Annotated in this window: 16 protein-coding genes; 2 read left to right on the forward strand and 14 right to left on the reverse strand. The window is 70.4% G+C overall.

Annotation, left to right across the window (positions count from 1 at the left end; all coding sequences use genetic code 11):
• Window positions 1-113 precede the first annotated feature (113 nt).
• The gene (locus tag ACWCRB_RS44650; protein ID WP_451001543.1) at window positions 114-533 is read right to left on the reverse strand and encodes a cupin domain-containing protein; all 420 of its coding nucleotides are present in this window, start codon (window positions 531-533) and stop codon (window positions 114-116) included.
• Between the two features lie 73 nt (window positions 534-606).
• A complete protein-coding gene (era, locus tag ACWCRB_RS44655; protein ID WP_451001544.1) occupies window positions 607-1,590 on the reverse strand; it encodes a GTPase Era in 984 nt (327 codons plus the stop codon).
• Between the two features lie 173 nt (window positions 1,591-1,763).
• On the opposite strand from era, the gene ACWCRB_RS44660 reads away from it, so the two are divergent.
• A complete protein-coding gene (locus ACWCRB_RS44660; RefSeq protein WP_451001545.1) occupies window positions 1,764-2,102 on the forward strand; it encodes a P-II family nitrogen regulator in 339 nt (112 codons plus the stop codon).
• A 25-nt stretch (window positions 2,103-2,127) separates the two neighbouring features.
• On the opposite strand, the gene ACWCRB_RS44665 is transcribed toward ACWCRB_RS44660, so the two are convergent.
• The 9 genes from ACWCRB_RS44665 to ACWCRB_RS44705 all read right to left on the reverse strand — a co-directional run bounded on the left by ACWCRB_RS44665 (window position 2,128) and on the right by ACWCRB_RS44705 (window position 10,851).
• Window positions 2,128-3,195 carry a WxL protein peptidoglycan domain-containing protein gene (locus ACWCRB_RS44665; protein ID WP_451001546.1) on the reverse strand — a complete coding sequence of 356 codons (1,068 nt, stop codon included), beginning with the start codon at window positions 3,193-3,195 and terminating at the stop codon, window positions 2,128-2,130.
• A gap of 106 nt (window positions 3,196-3,301) precedes the next feature.
• Window positions 3,302-4,630, reverse strand: coding sequence for a beta-xylosidase (locus tag ACWCRB_RS44670; RefSeq protein ID WP_451001555.1), 1,329 nt, complete (start codon window positions 4,628-4,630; stop codon window positions 3,302-3,304).
• A gap of 259 nt (window positions 4,631-4,889) precedes the next feature.
• Window positions 4,890-5,387 (reverse strand): hypothetical protein, encoded by a 498-nt coding sequence (locus ACWCRB_RS44675; protein WP_451001547.1) that lies wholly within the window; start codon window positions 5,385-5,387, stop codon window positions 4,890-4,892.
• A 265-nt stretch (window positions 5,388-5,652) separates the two neighbouring features.
• Window positions 5,653-6,012 (reverse strand): cytidine deaminase, encoded by a 360-nt coding sequence (locus ACWCRB_RS44680; protein ID WP_451001548.1) that lies wholly within the window; start codon window positions 6,010-6,012, stop codon window positions 5,653-5,655.
• Window positions 6,013-6,274: 262 nt separating this feature from the next.
• Window positions 6,275-6,634, reverse strand: coding sequence for an MmcQ/YjbR family DNA-binding protein (locus ACWCRB_RS44685; RefSeq protein ID WP_451001549.1), 360 nt, complete (start codon window positions 6,632-6,634; stop codon window positions 6,275-6,277).
• Window positions 6,631-7,971: a hemolysin family protein gene (locus ACWCRB_RS44690; protein WP_451001550.1), complete on the reverse strand. Its 1,341-nt coding sequence runs from the start codon at window positions 7,969-7,971 to the stop codon at window positions 6,631-6,633. Before ACWCRB_RS44690 ends, ACWCRB_RS44685 begins: the two co-directional genes overlap by 4 nt.
• The gene (ybeY, locus tag ACWCRB_RS44695) at window positions 7,968-8,465 is read right to left on the reverse strand and encodes an rRNA maturation RNase YbeY (protein WP_235479189.1); all 498 of its coding nucleotides are present in this window, start codon (window positions 8,463-8,465) and stop codon (window positions 7,968-7,970) included. The genes ACWCRB_RS44690 and ybeY overlap by 4 nt, the downstream gene beginning before the upstream one ends.
• A gap of 13 nt (window positions 8,466-8,478) precedes the next feature.
• Window positions 8,479-9,537, reverse strand: a complete 1,059-nt coding sequence (locus ACWCRB_RS44700; protein WP_369037574.1) for a PhoH family protein — start codon at window positions 9,535-9,537, stop codon at window positions 8,479-8,481.
• Between the two features lie 186 nt (window positions 9,538-9,723).
• The gene (locus ACWCRB_RS44705; protein ID WP_451001556.1) at window positions 9,724-10,851 is read right to left on the reverse strand and encodes a carbohydrate kinase family protein; all 1,128 of its coding nucleotides are present in this window, start codon (window positions 10,849-10,851) and stop codon (window positions 9,724-9,726) included.
• A 283-nt stretch (window positions 10,852-11,134) separates the two neighbouring features.
• Between ACWCRB_RS44705 and ACWCRB_RS44710 the strand changes: the two genes are divergently transcribed.
• The gene (locus ACWCRB_RS44710; RefSeq protein WP_451001551.1) at window positions 11,135-12,334 is read left to right on the forward strand and encodes an MFS transporter; all 1,200 of its coding nucleotides are present in this window, start codon (window positions 11,135-11,137) and stop codon (window positions 12,332-12,334) included.
• A gap of 110 nt (window positions 12,335-12,444) precedes the next feature.
• Here ACWCRB_RS44710 and ACWCRB_RS44715 read toward each other — a convergent pair whose 3' ends face one another.
• The 3 genes from ACWCRB_RS44715 to ACWCRB_RS44725 are packed head-to-tail and all read right to left on the reverse strand — an operon-like array spanning window position 12,445 to window position 14,728.
• A complete protein-coding gene (locus ACWCRB_RS44715; RefSeq protein ID WP_451001552.1) occupies window positions 12,445-13,440 on the reverse strand; it encodes an adenosine deaminase in 996 nt (331 codons plus the stop codon).
• Window positions 13,441-13,460: 20 nt separating this feature from the next.
• Entirely contained in the window at window positions 13,461-14,369 is a 909-nt protein-coding gene (locus ACWCRB_RS44720) for a ribonuclease Z (RefSeq protein ID WP_451001553.1), read from the reverse strand.
• Window positions 14,370-14,383: 14 nt separating this feature from the next.
• The gene (locus ACWCRB_RS44725) at window positions 14,384-14,728 is read right to left on the reverse strand and encodes a histidine triad nucleotide-binding protein (protein ID WP_451001554.1); all 345 of its coding nucleotides are present in this window, start codon (window positions 14,726-14,728) and stop codon (window positions 14,384-14,386) included.
• Between the last annotated feature and the right edge of the window lie 164 nt (window positions 14,729-14,892).

Below are 14,892 nucleotides of genomic sequence, written 5' to 3' on the forward strand. Positions count from 1 at the left end.
GGGCCCGGGGCGGCCCGCCCCCCGCCGCCCGCCGGCGGCCCGCCCGAAGGGTTTTCGCCCCCGCCGCCCCTACCCGTCCCATCCTTCTGGGGCTCCGCCCCAGACCCCGCTCCTCAAACGCCGGACGGGCTGAAAAAGCGCAGGTGGCTGCGTTCTGCCAGTTCCTCCGCGCTGACCACCGTCAGCAGCGGGGTTCCGGGCGGGGCGAACATCGTCACCACCAGCTGGGACTGGGCGTCCGCGAGGTTGTTCGCGCCCTGGTAGTGGATGACGTCGCCGCCGGGCTCGAACACGGCGTCGCCGGCCTTGAGGACCCGGGGCGGCTGGCCCTCCAGTTCGAAGAGGACCTCGCCCTCCGTCACGTAGCCGAAGAGCGGGCCGGGGTGCCGGTGCGGCGGCGCGCCGGGGTCACCGGGTGCCAGCGTGACCCGGACGGACCTGGCCTCGGAGCCGGCCGGGATCAGGGTCGCCGCATCCGGCAGGGTCGTGATCACGTCGATGCCCGGGGGCAGGTGTGCGTGCTCGGCGCTCATGTGTTCCTCCAAACAGAGACTGTCCGGAGTAAGGACAGGGCTGCCCCGCCGTTTGTGACAGCGGGCAGGTCCCTCAGAAGCCCAGCTTGCGCAGCTGCCGCGGATCCCGCTGCCAGTCCTTCGCGACCTTCACATGGAGGTCCAGGAAGACCGGCGTGCCCAGCAGCGCCTCGATCTGCTTGCGGCTCTTGATGCCGACCTGCTTCAGCCGCTGCCCCTTCGGGCCGATGATGATGCCCTTCTGGCTGGGCCGCTCGATGTAGACGAACGCGTGGATGTCGAGGAGCGGCTTGTCCGCCGGGCGGTCCTCGCGCGGGAGCATCTCCTCGACCACGACCGCGATCGAGTGGGGCAGCTCGTCCCGTACGCCTTCCAGCGCCGCCTCCCGGATCAGCTCCGCGATCATGACCTGCTCCGGCTCGTCCGTGAGGTCACCCTCCGGGTAGAGCGCCGGGCCCTCGGGAAGCAGCGGGACCAGCAGGTCGGCCAGCAGATCCACCTGCTGGCCGGCGACCGCCGACACCGGCACGATCTCCGCCCACTCGAAGCCCAGCTCACGCCCGAGCTGGTCGATCGCGATGAGCTGCTCGGCCAGCGCCTTGCTCTCCACCAGGTCGGTCTTCGTCACGATCGCGATCTTCGGCGTCTTCTTGATCGCCGCCAGTTCCTTCGCGATGAAACGGTCACCGGGGCCGAGCTTCTCGTTCGCCGGGAGGCAGAACCCGATGACGTCGACCTCGGCCCACGTCGTTCGCACCACGTCGTTCAGGCGTTCGCCAAGCAGAGTGCGCGGCTTGTGCAGGCCCGGGGTGTCCACCAGGATCAGCTGCGCGTCCGGGCGGTGCACGATGCCCCGTACCGTGTGCCGCGTCGTCTGCGGCTGGTCGGCGGTGATCGCCACCTTCTGGCCGACCAGAGCGTTCGTAAGGGTGGACTTGCCCGCATTCGGGCGGCCCACGAAGCAGGCGAAGCCGGCGCGGTGCGCGCCCGATGCCTTCGAAGGCTCGGACGGCTCGGACGGCTCGGATGACGGGGTACGAACGCTCATGGCGCCCATTGTCCCTGATCCACGGAGACCCGCCGCACGCCGAGCCCCCGTACCGGCCCCGGGACGGCCTGGGAACACACCGGCCTCGGCCTTACGGCACACGCCCGCACCGGCATACGATCACGGCGTCCCGGTCCCGTCCTCCGTCGTCCCCTCTCCCGCGCAGAAGGTCAAAGCCAGGCATGAAGCTCATCACCGCGATCGTCAAGCCGTACCGCCTCGACGAGGTCAAGACCGCGCTCCAGGAACTCGGGGTGCACGGTCTGACCGTGACCGAGGCCAGTGGGTACGGGCGTCAGCGCGGCCACACCGAGGTGTACCGCGGCGCCGAGTACCAGGTCGATCTGGTGCCCAAGGTGCGGATCGAGGTCGTCGTCGACGACGGGGACGCCGATGCGGCCGTCGACGCGATTGTTGCGGCGGCGCGGACGGGGAAGATCGGGGACGGCAAGGTGTGGGTGCTGCCGGTTGGCTCCGTCGTGCGGGTGCGGACGGGGGAGCGTGGGCCCGACGCGCTCTGAGGCGGCGTCGTCTTGAGCTGAGCGCTCAGCTGGGAGTGCCGCTCTGTGTTGTCGGTTCGGTGCTGCGCCGTTGGGGCTGGTCGCGCAGTTCCCCGCGCCCCTTTGGGGCGCGGCCCGTTCGGGGCGCGTTCCTGCGGGGCTTGTTTCTGCGGGCTCTGACTGCCAGCACCGTCGCCACCGCGCCGAACACCACCAGCACCACCGCCATCAGCCAGGGCAGGGCGAAGAAGGACACGCTTGCCGACTCGCGGGTGTTCTTGGCGGATGCCGTCAACGTGATGTCGCCCCAGTCGAGTTGGGGGGCGTCGTGCCAGGGTTCGGTGAGGTGGACTCGTTGGCCGGGCAGTAGCTCGGAGGGGATTTTCGTCAGGTCGCGGGTGAGGAGTGTGCGGCCGAACAGGCCCTGGGCCCGGAGTTCCACCCGGGGGTCGAGGGTGACGTTTCCCGTGTTGTGGAGGGTGTACGAGATCGTCGCCGTGCTGTCGCCGAGGCCCGGGACGAGGGGCTGGTCGTGGCTGATGCGGACCTTCTCCACGGCGAGCGCGGAGACGGCGGGACCGCTCACCCGCAGATAGACCCGCGCCCCGACCGCCCGCCGCACCCCTAGCGCCAGTGAGCCGTCGCCCTCGTCGATCCGTTCGTCGAGGGCGACCAACGCGCCCACGTGGTCGCCGGGTTCGGCCCGTTCGGGCACCCGGAGGGTGAAGGGCACGGTGACCGACTTGTGCGGGGGCACGGTGACCCGGGACTTCGCGGGCCGCGCCCAGGCGCCGACGCCGCGCTGCTTCTCGTCGAGGGTGCGTACCGCGAACCCGCCGTCGCGGGCGGTGTTGTAGGCGTCGGCCGCGTACAGCCGGAAGGTGAGCGGCTTGTCCGTCTTGTTGGCGACGGTGACCTTGTCCTCGACGGCCGTGCCGGGATCGGCGGAGAGATAGAAGTACGGGCGCTGCGCCACGGCCGACGCGGTGGGGAAGACCGACCAGCTGCCGTTGTCGGCGGCGCGGGCGGGCGCGGACGTCAGGAGTGACGCACCGAGCACCGCCATCAGGAGTGCGAGAAGGGCGTACGGCTTGCTGCGTATCAGGAGCGACATCGGGAGCGACATGGGTGCGGACCCCCCACGGACGGGACGGCCGGAGCGGTCGGGCGGGTGCGCGCCCGGCCACCGGATGACGAACAGCCGTTCAGGCGAACGTTGTTCAGGAGAGGGTGAGGGTGAGTACGCCCGAGTACGTGCCCGGCGGGGTGAACGCCGGTACGTTCAGGGACAGTCCGGCGTCGACGGTGAACTCGCCGCCGGTGAGCGTGCCGTCGGGTGCGGAGGCCAGGGTGGCTCCCGAACTCCCCACGGCACCGGCCGAACCGGCCTGGCAGGTGCTCGGACTTCCGGCCTTGGTCGCACACGCCGGGGTCCAACTCAGCTTGCCCGCCTCGATCTTGGCGCCGGGACCGGTGAAGTCGGTGACCTTGCCCGTCAGGGACCAGCCCGCGGGACCGCCGCGGAAGTCCTGGACGGTCACCGTCCGCAGCGCCCCGTTCGAGGCTCCGCCCTTGCCGAAGTCGACCGCGGAGAGCTGGACGGCGTCCCCGTCCTGGTCCATGGACAGCGTGCCCGCCTTGACGGTGGTCGTGATCTTCTGACTGCCGTCGGGGATGGGCGTGTCGTCGATGACGACGTAGGCGGCGGGCGGGGAGCCCTTGGTGTCGCTCCACGCGCTGCCCTCGTACGCCACGACCCCGGTCGTCGTCTTGTCGTTGACGGCGAGGGTGCCGCTGAAGGCGCCCGCGGAGTCGGCGGTCACCGTCGCGGTGTCGGCGGTCTGGGTGGCCCCGGACCGGCCGGCGAGCGTGACCGTGGCACCGGGGGTGAAGTTGGCGCCGTTCACGGTGACCCCTGCGCCCGGTGCTCCGGAGGCCGAACCCAGCGTGATGGCACGGGTGTTGGTCTGGGTCCCGTCCGTCGCCGTGATCGTCTCGGAGACGGGCGCGGGCGGGGTGATGAGCGTGCAGGGAGTGTCCAGCTCAAGGATGTAGCTGGTGTGGATGTTGTAGTCGCCGGGCGAGAGGGTGATCGCGCCGGGCGCGGTGACCGTGAAGGTGCCGGTCATGTCGAAGGACGGGAAGGCTCCCCTGCCGGGCACGGGGTCGTTCTTCTTGGGCCCCACGACAGTGACGTCGCCGGTCTGCGCTCCGCCCAGGGTGACCTTTCCGCTGGGCGTCATGATGTCGGCGGGCAGCGGGAGATCGGTGGGGTTGCTGGCGGCCGGCTTGACCACCGTGTACTTCACGGTGACGGTGTCGCCGACCTTGGGCGTGGTGTTGTCCACCGTGATCTCTCCGGTGGTGGTGCCGTCGATCGGCGGGATGCCCGCGATCGGCGGCGGTACACAGTGTGTGGCGTAGTCCACGGCGGCGGACGCCGTGGTGAGCGCGCCGGCCGGGACGGCCAGCGCACCGCCCGTGGTGACCGCGAGTGCGGTCGCCCCGAGCAGCGCGGCCCAGCGTCGTCTTCGGCCGGTCGAACCCATGGTTGCCTTGGTGGCCATGGTTGCCCCCTCTGAGGGATGCGGGCGCAGCGGCTCGTCTGCGCCGACCGGGGGCCATTGATGTGCAGGTTGTGTGAGAAGTCAATGCAATCTCACCAAATAACGGGCCGCCGTGGAAAGTGAACTGACGGACCATCAGTTCACTGGCGGGCTCCCGTGCGTTCCCAGTCGGAAACGGCCGGCGCCGCTGCGAAGCGAACGACGCCGGCCGCTGCGTGGAACGGTGCGGGGAGGCGGACCGTCACTCGTAGACGAACGGTCCCGGTGACTGGTTTCCGGTCGGCGTGCAGGTCACGCTGATGCCGAAGATCACCATCACGAGGCTGCCGCCGCCCGCGTCAAGGCTGTCGCCGGGGGCGACGGTGCCGGTCAGCGGGCCGACGATGACAGGGGCACCGTAGGCTATCGCCGGGTTCTTGGTCCCGGTGAAGACCGTGGTGCTGCTGGTGCCCTTCCTCATGGTCAGCGTGGAGCTGATCGAGTCGGCGGCGAGGGCGAGCGGAGCCGCGAGCGACGAGGTGACGGTGATCGTGGCGGAGGTGCCGGTCTGGACGGTGGTGAGGGTGGCCGCACCACCGCCGTAGAGACCGCAGTCGAAGGTGACCGTCGCGGAGGTGGGGACGACGGCCGCGGCGGCGGGCGCGAACGCCAGCCCTGTTGCGGCGAGCGAGCCCGCCGCGAGTACCGCACCGATACCGAGCCGTCTGCGCGCAGACGGACGTGCTGTCTTGCTGGTCATCGATCGGATTCCCTTCCCTGGTACGGGAATTGCCATGTGGGGAATTGCGATGTGGGGGGTCGACGGGCCGGGTGCGGTCAGCCGCGGGGCGGGTGCGGGGCGCCGCGCGGTGGAATCTGACGGTCCGTCGGAAGAGCGGGTTCCATTGATGCGTGGGTTGCTCGCGATTGCAAGAGATGCTCTACGGGTTCTTCCAAGGGGCCGTAAAAGTGGCCGAAGACAGACCCTCGGCGGCAGGCTCCGCCGAGGGCACCCCGAACTCACCTCATCCCGCGGACAGCGTCACCCGGACCACCCCGTCCGGCGCGGCCAGGTGCACCGGGATCTCGGGCCCGCCCAAGTCCCGTACAGCGGCCAGGTCCTCCGCCGGAACGCCGTCGGCAACGCTCACGACGGCCGCCGCCTCCAGCGACTTCGCCCCCGACGCCACCGCCATGGCCACCGCGGTCCGCAGCGCGCTGAGCTTCAGCGAGTCGAGGGCCACCGTCCCTGCGACATACGTACGTCCGGTCTCGTCCCGTACGGCCGCCCCCTCGGGAACGTCGTTGCGGGCCCGGGCGGAGCGGGCGAGGGTGACGATCTTGCGGTCCTCGGGGTCGAGGTCGGGCGCGTTGCTGTCGGTCATGCCACGAGCATACTTAGGGGTTTGTCCCGACCCGGGCGTGCATGCAACAAGGAAGTCACACAAGAAGAGGTATCAGGCACGGGCGATCAGGGCATGACCCAGGAACCGCGAGCCATGAGGAGGCGTTATGAACCGCCAGACCCGCATCCGCGTCACCCGTCGGCCCAGCGCTCCTTCGCCCCGCGACCTCCCCATCGACCGCAGGACGCCCTCGGGCCGCATCCTGCCGTACTAGGACCAGAGCAGAGCCGGTCATGGCTGGTCAGGGCCGGTCGAGCCGCAACCGCTCCGCGCGCGGCAGACCGGCCACCACCAGGTCGTACGAGTCCTCGATCAGCTCGCGCACGAGCTGATCGGGCAACTCCCCGTCGACCGTCACGGTGTTCCAGTGCCGCTTGTTCATGTGGTACCCGGGGATGATCAGCCCCGGGTGCTCGGCGCGCAGCCGGATCGCGTCCTCCGGGCCGCACTTCAGGTTGACCTTCAGTGGCCGGTTGTCCGTCCAGGACAGGGCGAACATCTTGCCCAGCACCTTGAAGACGGAGATCTCCGGGCTGAACGGGAAGTCCTCCACAGCGGAGTTGAAGGACAGACAGAAGGCACGCAGCTCCTGCGGAGTCACGCGGCACCCCCCTTGTCCGCCGTGCTCTTCTCCTCCGCCTCTTTCTCCTCCTCCGGCGACCCGGCGGCGTCGACCGGCTCCACCAGCACCGTCACGATCTTGTTCCGCCGCCCGGCAGCCGCCTCCGCCGTGAGCCGCAGCTCGCGCCCGTCGGGCAGTTCGACGACGGCCGAGGCGCCGGCGATCGGTACGCGGCCGAGTGCCTTCGCGAGCAGCCCGCCCACCGTCTCCACGTCCTCGTCGTCGTACTCCTCCAGGCCGTACAGCTCGCCGAGGTCGGTGATGTCGAGGCGGGCCGTGACCCGGTGGCGCTCGTCGCCCAGTTGCTCCACGGGCGGGAGTTCACGGTCGTACTCGTCGGTGATCTCGCCGACGATCTCCTCCAGGATGTCCTCGATGGTCACGATGCCGGCCGTGCCGCCGTACTCGTCGATGACGACGGCGACATGGTTGCGGTCGCGCTGCATCTCGCGGAGCAGATCACCGGCGTTCTTCGTGTCGGGCACGAAGGCGGCGGGCCGCATGGCGGTCGACACCAGCTCGCTCTCCGCGTCCCGGCTGATGTGCGTCTTGCGGACGAGGTCCTTCAGGTACACGATCCCGACGACGTCGTCCTCGCTCTCCCCGGTGACCGGAATACGCGAGAACCCGGAGCGCAGCGCGAGGGTGAGGGCCTGCCGGATCGTCTTGTACCGCTCGATGACGATCAGGTCCGTACGCGGGACCATGACCTCCCGTACGAGGGTGTCGCCCAGTTCGAAGACGGAGTGCACCATGCGGCGCTCGTCGTCCTCGATGAGGGACTCCTTCTCGGCCAGGTCGACCAGCGCGCGCAACTCCGCCTCGGAGGCGAACGGCCCGCGCCGGAAGCCCTTGCCGGGCGTGAGCGCGTTGCCGATGAGGATGAGGAGCGACGGGATCGGCCCCATCACGCGGGCGAGCGGGAGAAGGACGTACGCGGCCGCCGTGGCCGTGTTGAGGGGATGCTGACGCCCGATGGTCCGCGGCGACACCCCCACCGCGACGTACGACACGAGGACCATGACGCCGATGGCGACGGCGAGGGCCTGCCAGGTCTTGTCGAACTCCTTGAGGCAGGCGTACGTGACGAGCGCGGCGGCGGCCATCTCGCAGGCCACGCGCACCAGGAGCGCCACGTTGAGATAGCGGGTCGGGTCGGCGGCGATCTGCGCGAGCTTGGCACTCCCGCGCCGACCGCTGCGTACCGCCTCCTCGGCGCGGAAGCTGGAGACGCGCGCGAGGCCCGCCTCCGCGCAGGCGGCGAGCCAGGCGACGACGACCAGCGCTATGGCACCGGTGACGAGTTGAGGGTTCATGACACGGTCGGGGCGGGCGACGGACCGGTCATCCCCTTCTCGCCGCGCCAGCCGTCGACGATGGCGGCCTGGAGGCCGAACATCTCGGCCTTCTCGTCCGCCTCCTCGTGGTCGTACCCGAGGAGATGCAGCACTCCGTGGACGGTGAGGAGTTGGAGCTCCTCGTCCATGGAGTGCTGGGTCTCGGCCTCCTTGCCCTGCTTCTCGGCGACCTCGGGACAGAGCACGATGTCACCGAGAAGCCCCTGCGGCGGCTCGTCGTCGTCCTTCGACGGCGGACGCAGCTCGTCCATCGGGAAGGACATGACGTCGGTCGGACCGGGCAGGTCCATCCACTGGATGTGGAGCTGCTCCATGGCGTCGGCGTCCACGACGATCACCGAGAGTTCGGAGAGCGGGTGGATGCGCATCCGTGCGAGCGCGTAGCGGGCGATGTCGAGGATCGCCTGCTCGTCGACCTCGGTTCCGGACTCGTTGTTGACGTCGATCGACATGGTGCTGGCTTGTCTACTTCCGCTTGTTCCGGACGCCCTTGTGGGTGCCGTTCTCCGTACCGTTCTCGCTGTCGTACTTCTCGTACGCGTCGACGATACGGCCGACCAGCTTGTGCCGGACGACATCGTGAGAGGTGAGCCGTGAGAAGTGGACGTCCTCGAGGCCTTCGAGGATCTCCTGCACCTGCCGCAGACCGGACTTCGTCCCCGTCGGAAGGTCGACCTGCGTCACATCACCCGTGATCACGATCTTCGACTCGAAGCCGAGGCGGGTGAGGAACATCTTCATCTGCTCGGCGGAGGTGTTCTGAGCCTCGTCCAGAATGATGAAAGCATCATTCAAGGTCCGCCCACGCATGTACGCCAGCGGCGCGACCTCGATCGTCCCCGAAGCCATCAGCTTCGGGATCGAGTCCGGGTCGAGCATGTCGTGCAGCGCGTCGTACAACGGGCGCAGATACGGGTCGATCTTGTCGTACAGCGTGCCCGGGAGGAAGCCGAGCCGCTCGCCCGCCTCCACCGCCGGCCGGGTCAGGATGATCCGGCTGACCTGCTTGGCCTGCAGCGCCTGCACGGCCTTCGCCATCGCCAGATACGTCTTGCCGGTACCGGCCGGGCCGATGCCGAAGACGATGGTGTGCTTGTCGATGGCGTCGACATAGCGCTTCTGGTTGAGGGTCTTGGCCCGGATGGTGCGGCCCCGCGAGGACAGGATGTTCTGGGTGAGGACCTCGGCCGGGGTCTCCTGGCCGTCACCCTCCCCGTTCCCGCTCGCTCTGAGCATGGCGATCGAGCGTTCCACGGCGTCCTCCGTCATCGGCTGTCCGGTGCGGAGCACCAGCATCATCTCGTCGAACAGCCGCTGGACGAGGGCGACCTCGACCGCTTCGCCAACGGCGCTGACTTCATTGCCCCGGACATGGATGTCGACCGCCGGGAAGGCCTTCTCGATCACGCGCAGGAGGGCGTCGCCGGAACCAAGGACGGTCACCATGGGGTGCGCGGCCGGGACGGTGAACTGCGCTCGTGCCTGCCCCCGCGCAGGGGGCTGAGCTGTGGGTGTCTGAGTCATGGGCCGGCTCGTAGGCCTGCACGACCTCCTCAATGAGGCTCGCTTACCACGTGGGTAGCCTTCCGCTCCCAGCCTACGACGGTGCACTGACAACGCCGTAGGGGTTTTGGCTCACGGTCCGGTGACGTGGTCATGGCCGGGGCGTCCGGCAGGGTCGGGATCAGGGGCAGGAGCGGGAGCGGGTGCTCACGCCGATCTGCCGAAGCCGATCGTCGGCACGGCCCGGCGCAGCGGCCAGGGGCGCGGTCTCGCGGTCCTGGGCACCAGGTCGGCCAGGAACGCGTACCGGCGCAGCGCCGCCGGGTCCTGGTGCTCGTACGACTGGATCTCGCGCCACCAGGCCCCGACCTCGGACCAGCCGGGTGCGGAGAGGGAGCCGCCGAAGTCCTGGACGGAGAGGGCGGCGGTGAGGCCGGCGAAGGCGAGGCGGTCGGCGAGCGGCCAGTCGGCGAGGGTGCCGGTGACGAAGCCGGCGACGAAGACATCGCCGGCGCCCGTGGGGTCGAGGGCCTCGACGGCGATCGCCGGGACCTCGGCGGTCTCCCCGGTCCGCCCGTCCACGGCGTACGCGCCCTCCGCACCGAGGGTGACGACGGCGAGCGGTACGTGATCGGTGAGCGCGCGGGCGGCCTTGCGGGGGCAGTCGGTGCCGGTGTAGCGCATCGCCTCCTCCGCGTTGGGCAGGAAGGCCTCGCAGTGCTCCAGGTCGGCGAGACCGGCGAGGTCCCAGCGGCCGGTGTCGTCCCAGCCGACGTCGCCGAAGATCCTGGCTCCCTTGCGGGCGGCCTGGGCGATCCAGGGGGCGCGGACGCCCGGGGTGAGGGAGGCGACGGCCGCGCGGGCGTGCGGCGGGCAGTCCGGGGAGGGCTCCTCCGGGGGCGGCTCGTGGCCGTGGGAGACCATCGTGCGCTCGCCCTCGTACGCCATCGAAACCGTGACCGGGGAGTGCCAGCCGGGGACCGTGCGTGACGTGGAGAGGTCGATGTGCTCGCCCTGTTCGAGGGCGTCCCAGCAGTACTCCCCGTAGTGGTCGTCCCCGAAGGCGGCGGCGAGGGAGGTCTTCAGGCCGAGCCGGGCGAGCGCGGTGGCCATGTTGGCGACCCCGCCGGGGCTGGACCCCATCCCGCGCGCCCAGGACTCGGTGCCGCGCACCGGGGCGGTGTCGAGCCCGGTGAAGATGATGTCGAGGAAGACCGTGCCCGTCAGATACACGTCCCACGGCGGATCGTGGGGCGCGCGCAGGGCGGCCAGGGGATCGACCTGGGCCTGACGGTAGGAAGATCCCTCTCCGGTGGACGCGGTGGACGCGATCACGGTGCGCTCCCTGACGACGGTGCGGATCAGGCCAGTCTGCACCACCCCACTGACAGCGGCCCGTCACTCCACTCCGGAGGGTGCGCACGAATACCCCACCTCCCCCACCCCAAACACCGAAGTGCCCCACATCACACCCACCCGACTCCCGTCCCCCACCCCCCGCTTGATACAAATTGCCCGCGCGTTCCTGTCCGTCGACGGTCGTCGCCCAACCCCGCATTGAGCCGCCACATTCATTTGTCGAGCCGTCACACTCGCTTTCGCACGCCCAGGAACGCCGTTGTTCTCCCCCCGCTCCACCATGCCCTGGCCCCTCGTCGCCCTTTTCACGGCCGGGTACCTGGCGCCGTACCTCCTGCCCACCACCGTCGGCAGACTCGACGCGTACCTCCCGCTGAGCCCCACGCAGGCCGGTGCCATCGGCAGTGCGCTGCTGCTGAGTTCGGCGGCGGCCGGCTTCCTGCTCGCCTCCCGGGTCGACCGCGTAGGCGCACGCACCCTGGCCCGCACCGGCCTCGTCCTCGCCGCCCTCGGCTACGGCACGGCCGCCCTCACCACCAACCTGTACGCCGTGATCGCCGGAGCGGTCCTCGGCGGCTTCGGCTCCGGTACGGCCACCACGGTCGCCGCCACCGGAATCGCCGGCCGCCCCGACCCGCACCGCACGACCACTCTGGGCCTGCTGAGCGTCTCCGCCCTCGCGGGCGCCGTGTATCTGACGGTCCCGCACCTGGGCCCGGGCCACGGCCTCCCCCTCGCGGCACTGGCCCTGACGGCAGCCGCCGTATGGCCGCTGACGGCGACCCTCCCCGGACGCGAAGCCCACGTCACGAGGGCCGTCGTCACCACCCCGACTCCCCGCAGCCCGCTCCCCCGCCCCCGGGCCGGCATGGTCCTCGCCGTCACGATGACCTGCTGGTCCCTCGCCCAGAACTCCCTCTGGGGTGTCAGCGGCCGGATCGGGCTCACCCAGGCGGGGCTCTCCGAGGCGACGGTCGGCGCGGTGTTCGCCATCGCGCTGGGCGCCGGACTGCTCGGGGTAGTCGGCGCCGGAGCACTCGGCACCCGCCTGGGCCGCGCACTGCCGATCGGCCTGGGCACGGCCGTCATCGCCGCCTGCATCGTGCTGAGCGCGTCCGCGACCGACCTGACGTCCTTCGCGGCAGGCGAGATCGCCTGGAACACCCTCTACCCCATCGTGCTGTCGTACGTGATCGGCCTGGCCGCCGCCCTGGACCCGCGCGGCCGTTGGGCGGTCCTGGTCGGCTCGGCGTCCTCACTGGGCACGGCGTGCGGCCCGCTCACCGGCAGCCTGCTCTCCGCACACACGGGCTATCCGGCGATGGGCGCGGTCCTGGCCGCCGGCCTCCTGCTGATCGCGGTCCCGATGACAGCCGTGGCGCTACACACCCCGTCCCCGTCCCGAGCCCTGAGACTCACCACGGTGAAGACCACCGAGCAGTACCGCCCGGTGGCCTGAGCGGTGCGGGTGAAGTCGGGCGCACAGCGCCCCGATAGGGGCGCGGGGAACTGCGCGACCAGCCCCCACCGGCCCGCAGCCAACGAACCACACGCCCCGCGGAGCACCCCTCACCGCGTGAACTCGTACGCCTCCACCTCGGCGAGATACCGCGCCCGCCGCTCCTCGTCACCGTCCAGGAACGACGCCAGGAACGAGTTCCGCGCCAGCTCGCGGAGCCGCTCCTCGCCGAGGCCCAGGGCCTCCCGTACGGCCCCGAAGTTGTCGCCGACGTACCCGCCGAAGTAGGCGGGGTCGTCGGAGTTGACCGTGCAGAGAAGGCCGGCGTCGAGCATCGCGGGCAGCGGATGCTCGGCCAGGACGTCGACGGCCCGCAGCCGCACGTTGGACAGCGGACAGAGCGTCAACGGCACCCGCTCCCGCACGAGCCGCGCGACCAGCTCCGGGTCCTCCATACAGCGCAGCCCGTGGTCGATGCGCTCGACGCCGAGGATGTCGAGGGCCTCGGTGATGTACGAGGGCGGCCCCTCCTCACCCGCGTGCGCCACGCGCCGCAGCCCGAGCCCGGCGGCGGCCTCGTACACCTCGCGGAACTTGACCGGCGGATGCCCGACCTCGGCGGAGTCGAGCCCGACACCGGCGATCCGGTCGAGGTAGGGGCGGGCCGCGTCCAGGGTCTCCATCGCGGACGCGGCGGACTGGTCGCGCAGGAAGCACATGATGAGCTGAGTGGAGATGCCGTGTGTCGACTCGCTGTCGCGGAGCGCGAGCCAAAGCCCCTCGACGACGGTCCCCATCTCCACCCCCCGGGCGATGTGGGCCTGCGGATCGAAGAAGATCTCCGCGTGCCGTACGCCCTGGGCGGCGGCGCGGGCGAGATAGGCATGGGCGAGGTCCGCGAAGTCCTGCTCGGTGCGCAGGACGGTCATCAGCTCGTAGTACAGGTTCAGAAAGGACTGGAGGTCCTCGAAGAGATACGCCTTGCGCAGCTCCTCGGTGTCGGCGTACGGCAGCACGACGCCGTTGCGCGCGGCGAGCGCGAAGGCCAGCTCGGGTTCGAGGGTGCCTTCGATGTGGAGGTGCAGTTCGGCTTTGGGGATGGACATCAAGGAATCGTACGGCCGGATTACCGCCGTTTCGGAACAGGCACCCTCAGCAGATCATGCGCGACGGTCAGCTCCCCCTCGTACCCCGCCGCCCGCGCCTGCCGCTCGAACTCGTCGGGGTCGGAGTAGCGCTGGCTGAAGTGGGTGAGGACGAGATGCCGTACGCCGGCGTCCCGGGCGACGGCACCGGCCTGACCGGCGGTCAAGTGCCCGTGGTCGGAGGCGAGTTGCTGATCCTCATCGAGAAAGGTCGACTCGATGACAAGCATGTCGCAGTCAGCGGCGAGCGCATGGACGCCCTCGCACAACCGGGTGTCCATGACGAAGGCGAACCGTTGCCCCCGCCGCAGCTCGCTGACCTCGTCGAGGGTGACGGACCCGAGGGAGCCCTCGCGCTGGAGGCGTCCGACATCGGGCCCCTTGATGCCGTGCGCGGCGAGCAGTTCGGGCAGTATGCGGCGCCCGTCGGGCTCGACTAGGAGATAGCCGTACGACTCGACGGGGTGGGAGAGCTTCCGGGCTTCGAGCCGGTAACCGGCGGTGGTGGCGAGCACCCCGCCCTCCCCCGCGACCGGCACCTGCCCGATCTGGACGGTCTCGCGATAGGCGGTGGCGTAGCGCAGCCGGTCGAAGAACTTCTGCCCGGAGCGGGGGTAGTGCGCGGTGATCTCGTGCGGGACGCGGTCGAGGTTGATGCGCTGGATGACGCCGGCGAGCCCTAGGGAGTGGTCCCCGTGGAAGTGGGTGACGCAGATCCGGTTGAGGTCGTGGGCGGCGACCCCGGCGCGCAGCATCTGGCGCTGGGTGCCCTCGCCGGGGTCGAAGAGGAGGCCCTCGCCGTCCCAGCGGAGGAGGTAGCCGTTGTGGTTGCGGTGCCGGGTGGGTACCTGGCTGGCGGTACCGAGAACCACCAATTCACGTCCGGACAAGGCGCGTTACCCCGTCAGCCGGGCGGCCACTGCATGCCGCGTCCACCGAGGAGGTGGGCGTGGGCGTGGAAGACGGTCTGGCCGACGCCGCTGCCGGTGTTGAAGACGAGGCGGTAGCTGTCGAGCTTCTCCTCGGCGGCGATCTCACCGGCCTCGCGGAGTACGTCGGCGGCGATGGCGGGTTCGGCGGCGGCGAGGGAGGCGGCGTCGGGGTGGTGGACCTTGGGGATCACCAGGATGTGGGTCGGCGCCTGGGGGTTGATGTCCCGGAAGGCGACGGTGGTGTCTGTCTCCCGGACGATCGTCGCGGGGATGTGCCCCTCGACGATCTTGCAGAACAGACAGCTCTCGTCCGCCATGCGTGTGCCTCCTCACGCTCGCCGATCATTACGCCCGGCATCGTACCGAGGACAAGCCCCACTCGCCCCCGCCGCCCCTACCCGTTCCCATCCCTGGGGGCTCCGCCCCCAGACCCCCCTCCGGCCCTGAACGGGCCTTGTCCTCAAACGCCGGACGGGCTGAA

Source organism: Streptomyces sp. NPDC002156, from assembly GCF_053593675.1.

Bases quoted from the DNA above. Each gene is read 5' to 3' on its own strand.
- ACWCRB_RS44650 (WP_451001543.1), bottom strand. From the start codon at position 533: ATGAGCGCCGAGCACGCACACCTGCCCCCGGGCATCGACGTGATCACG.
- era (WP_451001544.1), bottom strand. From the start codon at position 1,590: ATGGGCGCCATGAGCGTTCGTACCCCGTCATCCGAGCCGTCCGAGCCG.
- ACWCRB_RS44660 (WP_451001545.1), top strand. From the start codon at position 1,764: ATGAAGCTCATCACCGCGATCGTCAAGCCGTACCGCCTCGACGAGGTC.
- ACWCRB_RS44665 (WP_451001546.1), bottom strand. From the start codon at position 3,195: ATGTCGCTCCTGATACGCAGCAAGCCGTACGCCCTTCTCGCACTCCTG.
- ACWCRB_RS44670 (WP_451001555.1), bottom strand. From the start codon at position 4,630: ATGGGTTCGACCGGCCGAAGACGACGCTGGGCCGCGCTGCTCGGGGCG.
- ACWCRB_RS44675 (WP_451001547.1), bottom strand. From the start codon at position 5,387: ATGACCAGCAAGACAGCACGTCCGTCTGCGCGCAGACGGCTCGGTATC.
- ACWCRB_RS44680 (WP_451001548.1), bottom strand. From the start codon at position 6,012: ATGACCGACAGCAACGCGCCCGACCTCGACCCCGAGGACCGCAAGATC.
- ACWCRB_RS44690 (WP_451001550.1), bottom strand. From the start codon at position 7,971: ATGAACCCTCAACTCGTCACCGGTGCCATAGCGCTGGTCGTCGTCGCC.
- ybeY (WP_235479189.1), bottom strand. From the start codon at position 8,465: ATGTCGATCGACGTCAACAACGAGTCCGGAACCGAGGTCGACGAGCAG.
- ACWCRB_RS44700 (WP_369037574.1), bottom strand. From the start codon at position 9,537: ATGACTCAGACACCCACAGCTCAGCCCCCTGCGCGGGGGCAGGCACGA.
- ACWCRB_RS44715 (WP_451001552.1), bottom strand. From the start codon at position 13,440: ATGTCCATCCCCAAAGCCGAACTGCACCTCCACATCGAAGGCACCCTC.
- ACWCRB_RS44725 (WP_451001554.1), bottom strand. From the start codon at position 14,728: ATGGCGGACGAGAGCTGTCTGTTCTGCAAGATCGTCGAGGGGCACATC.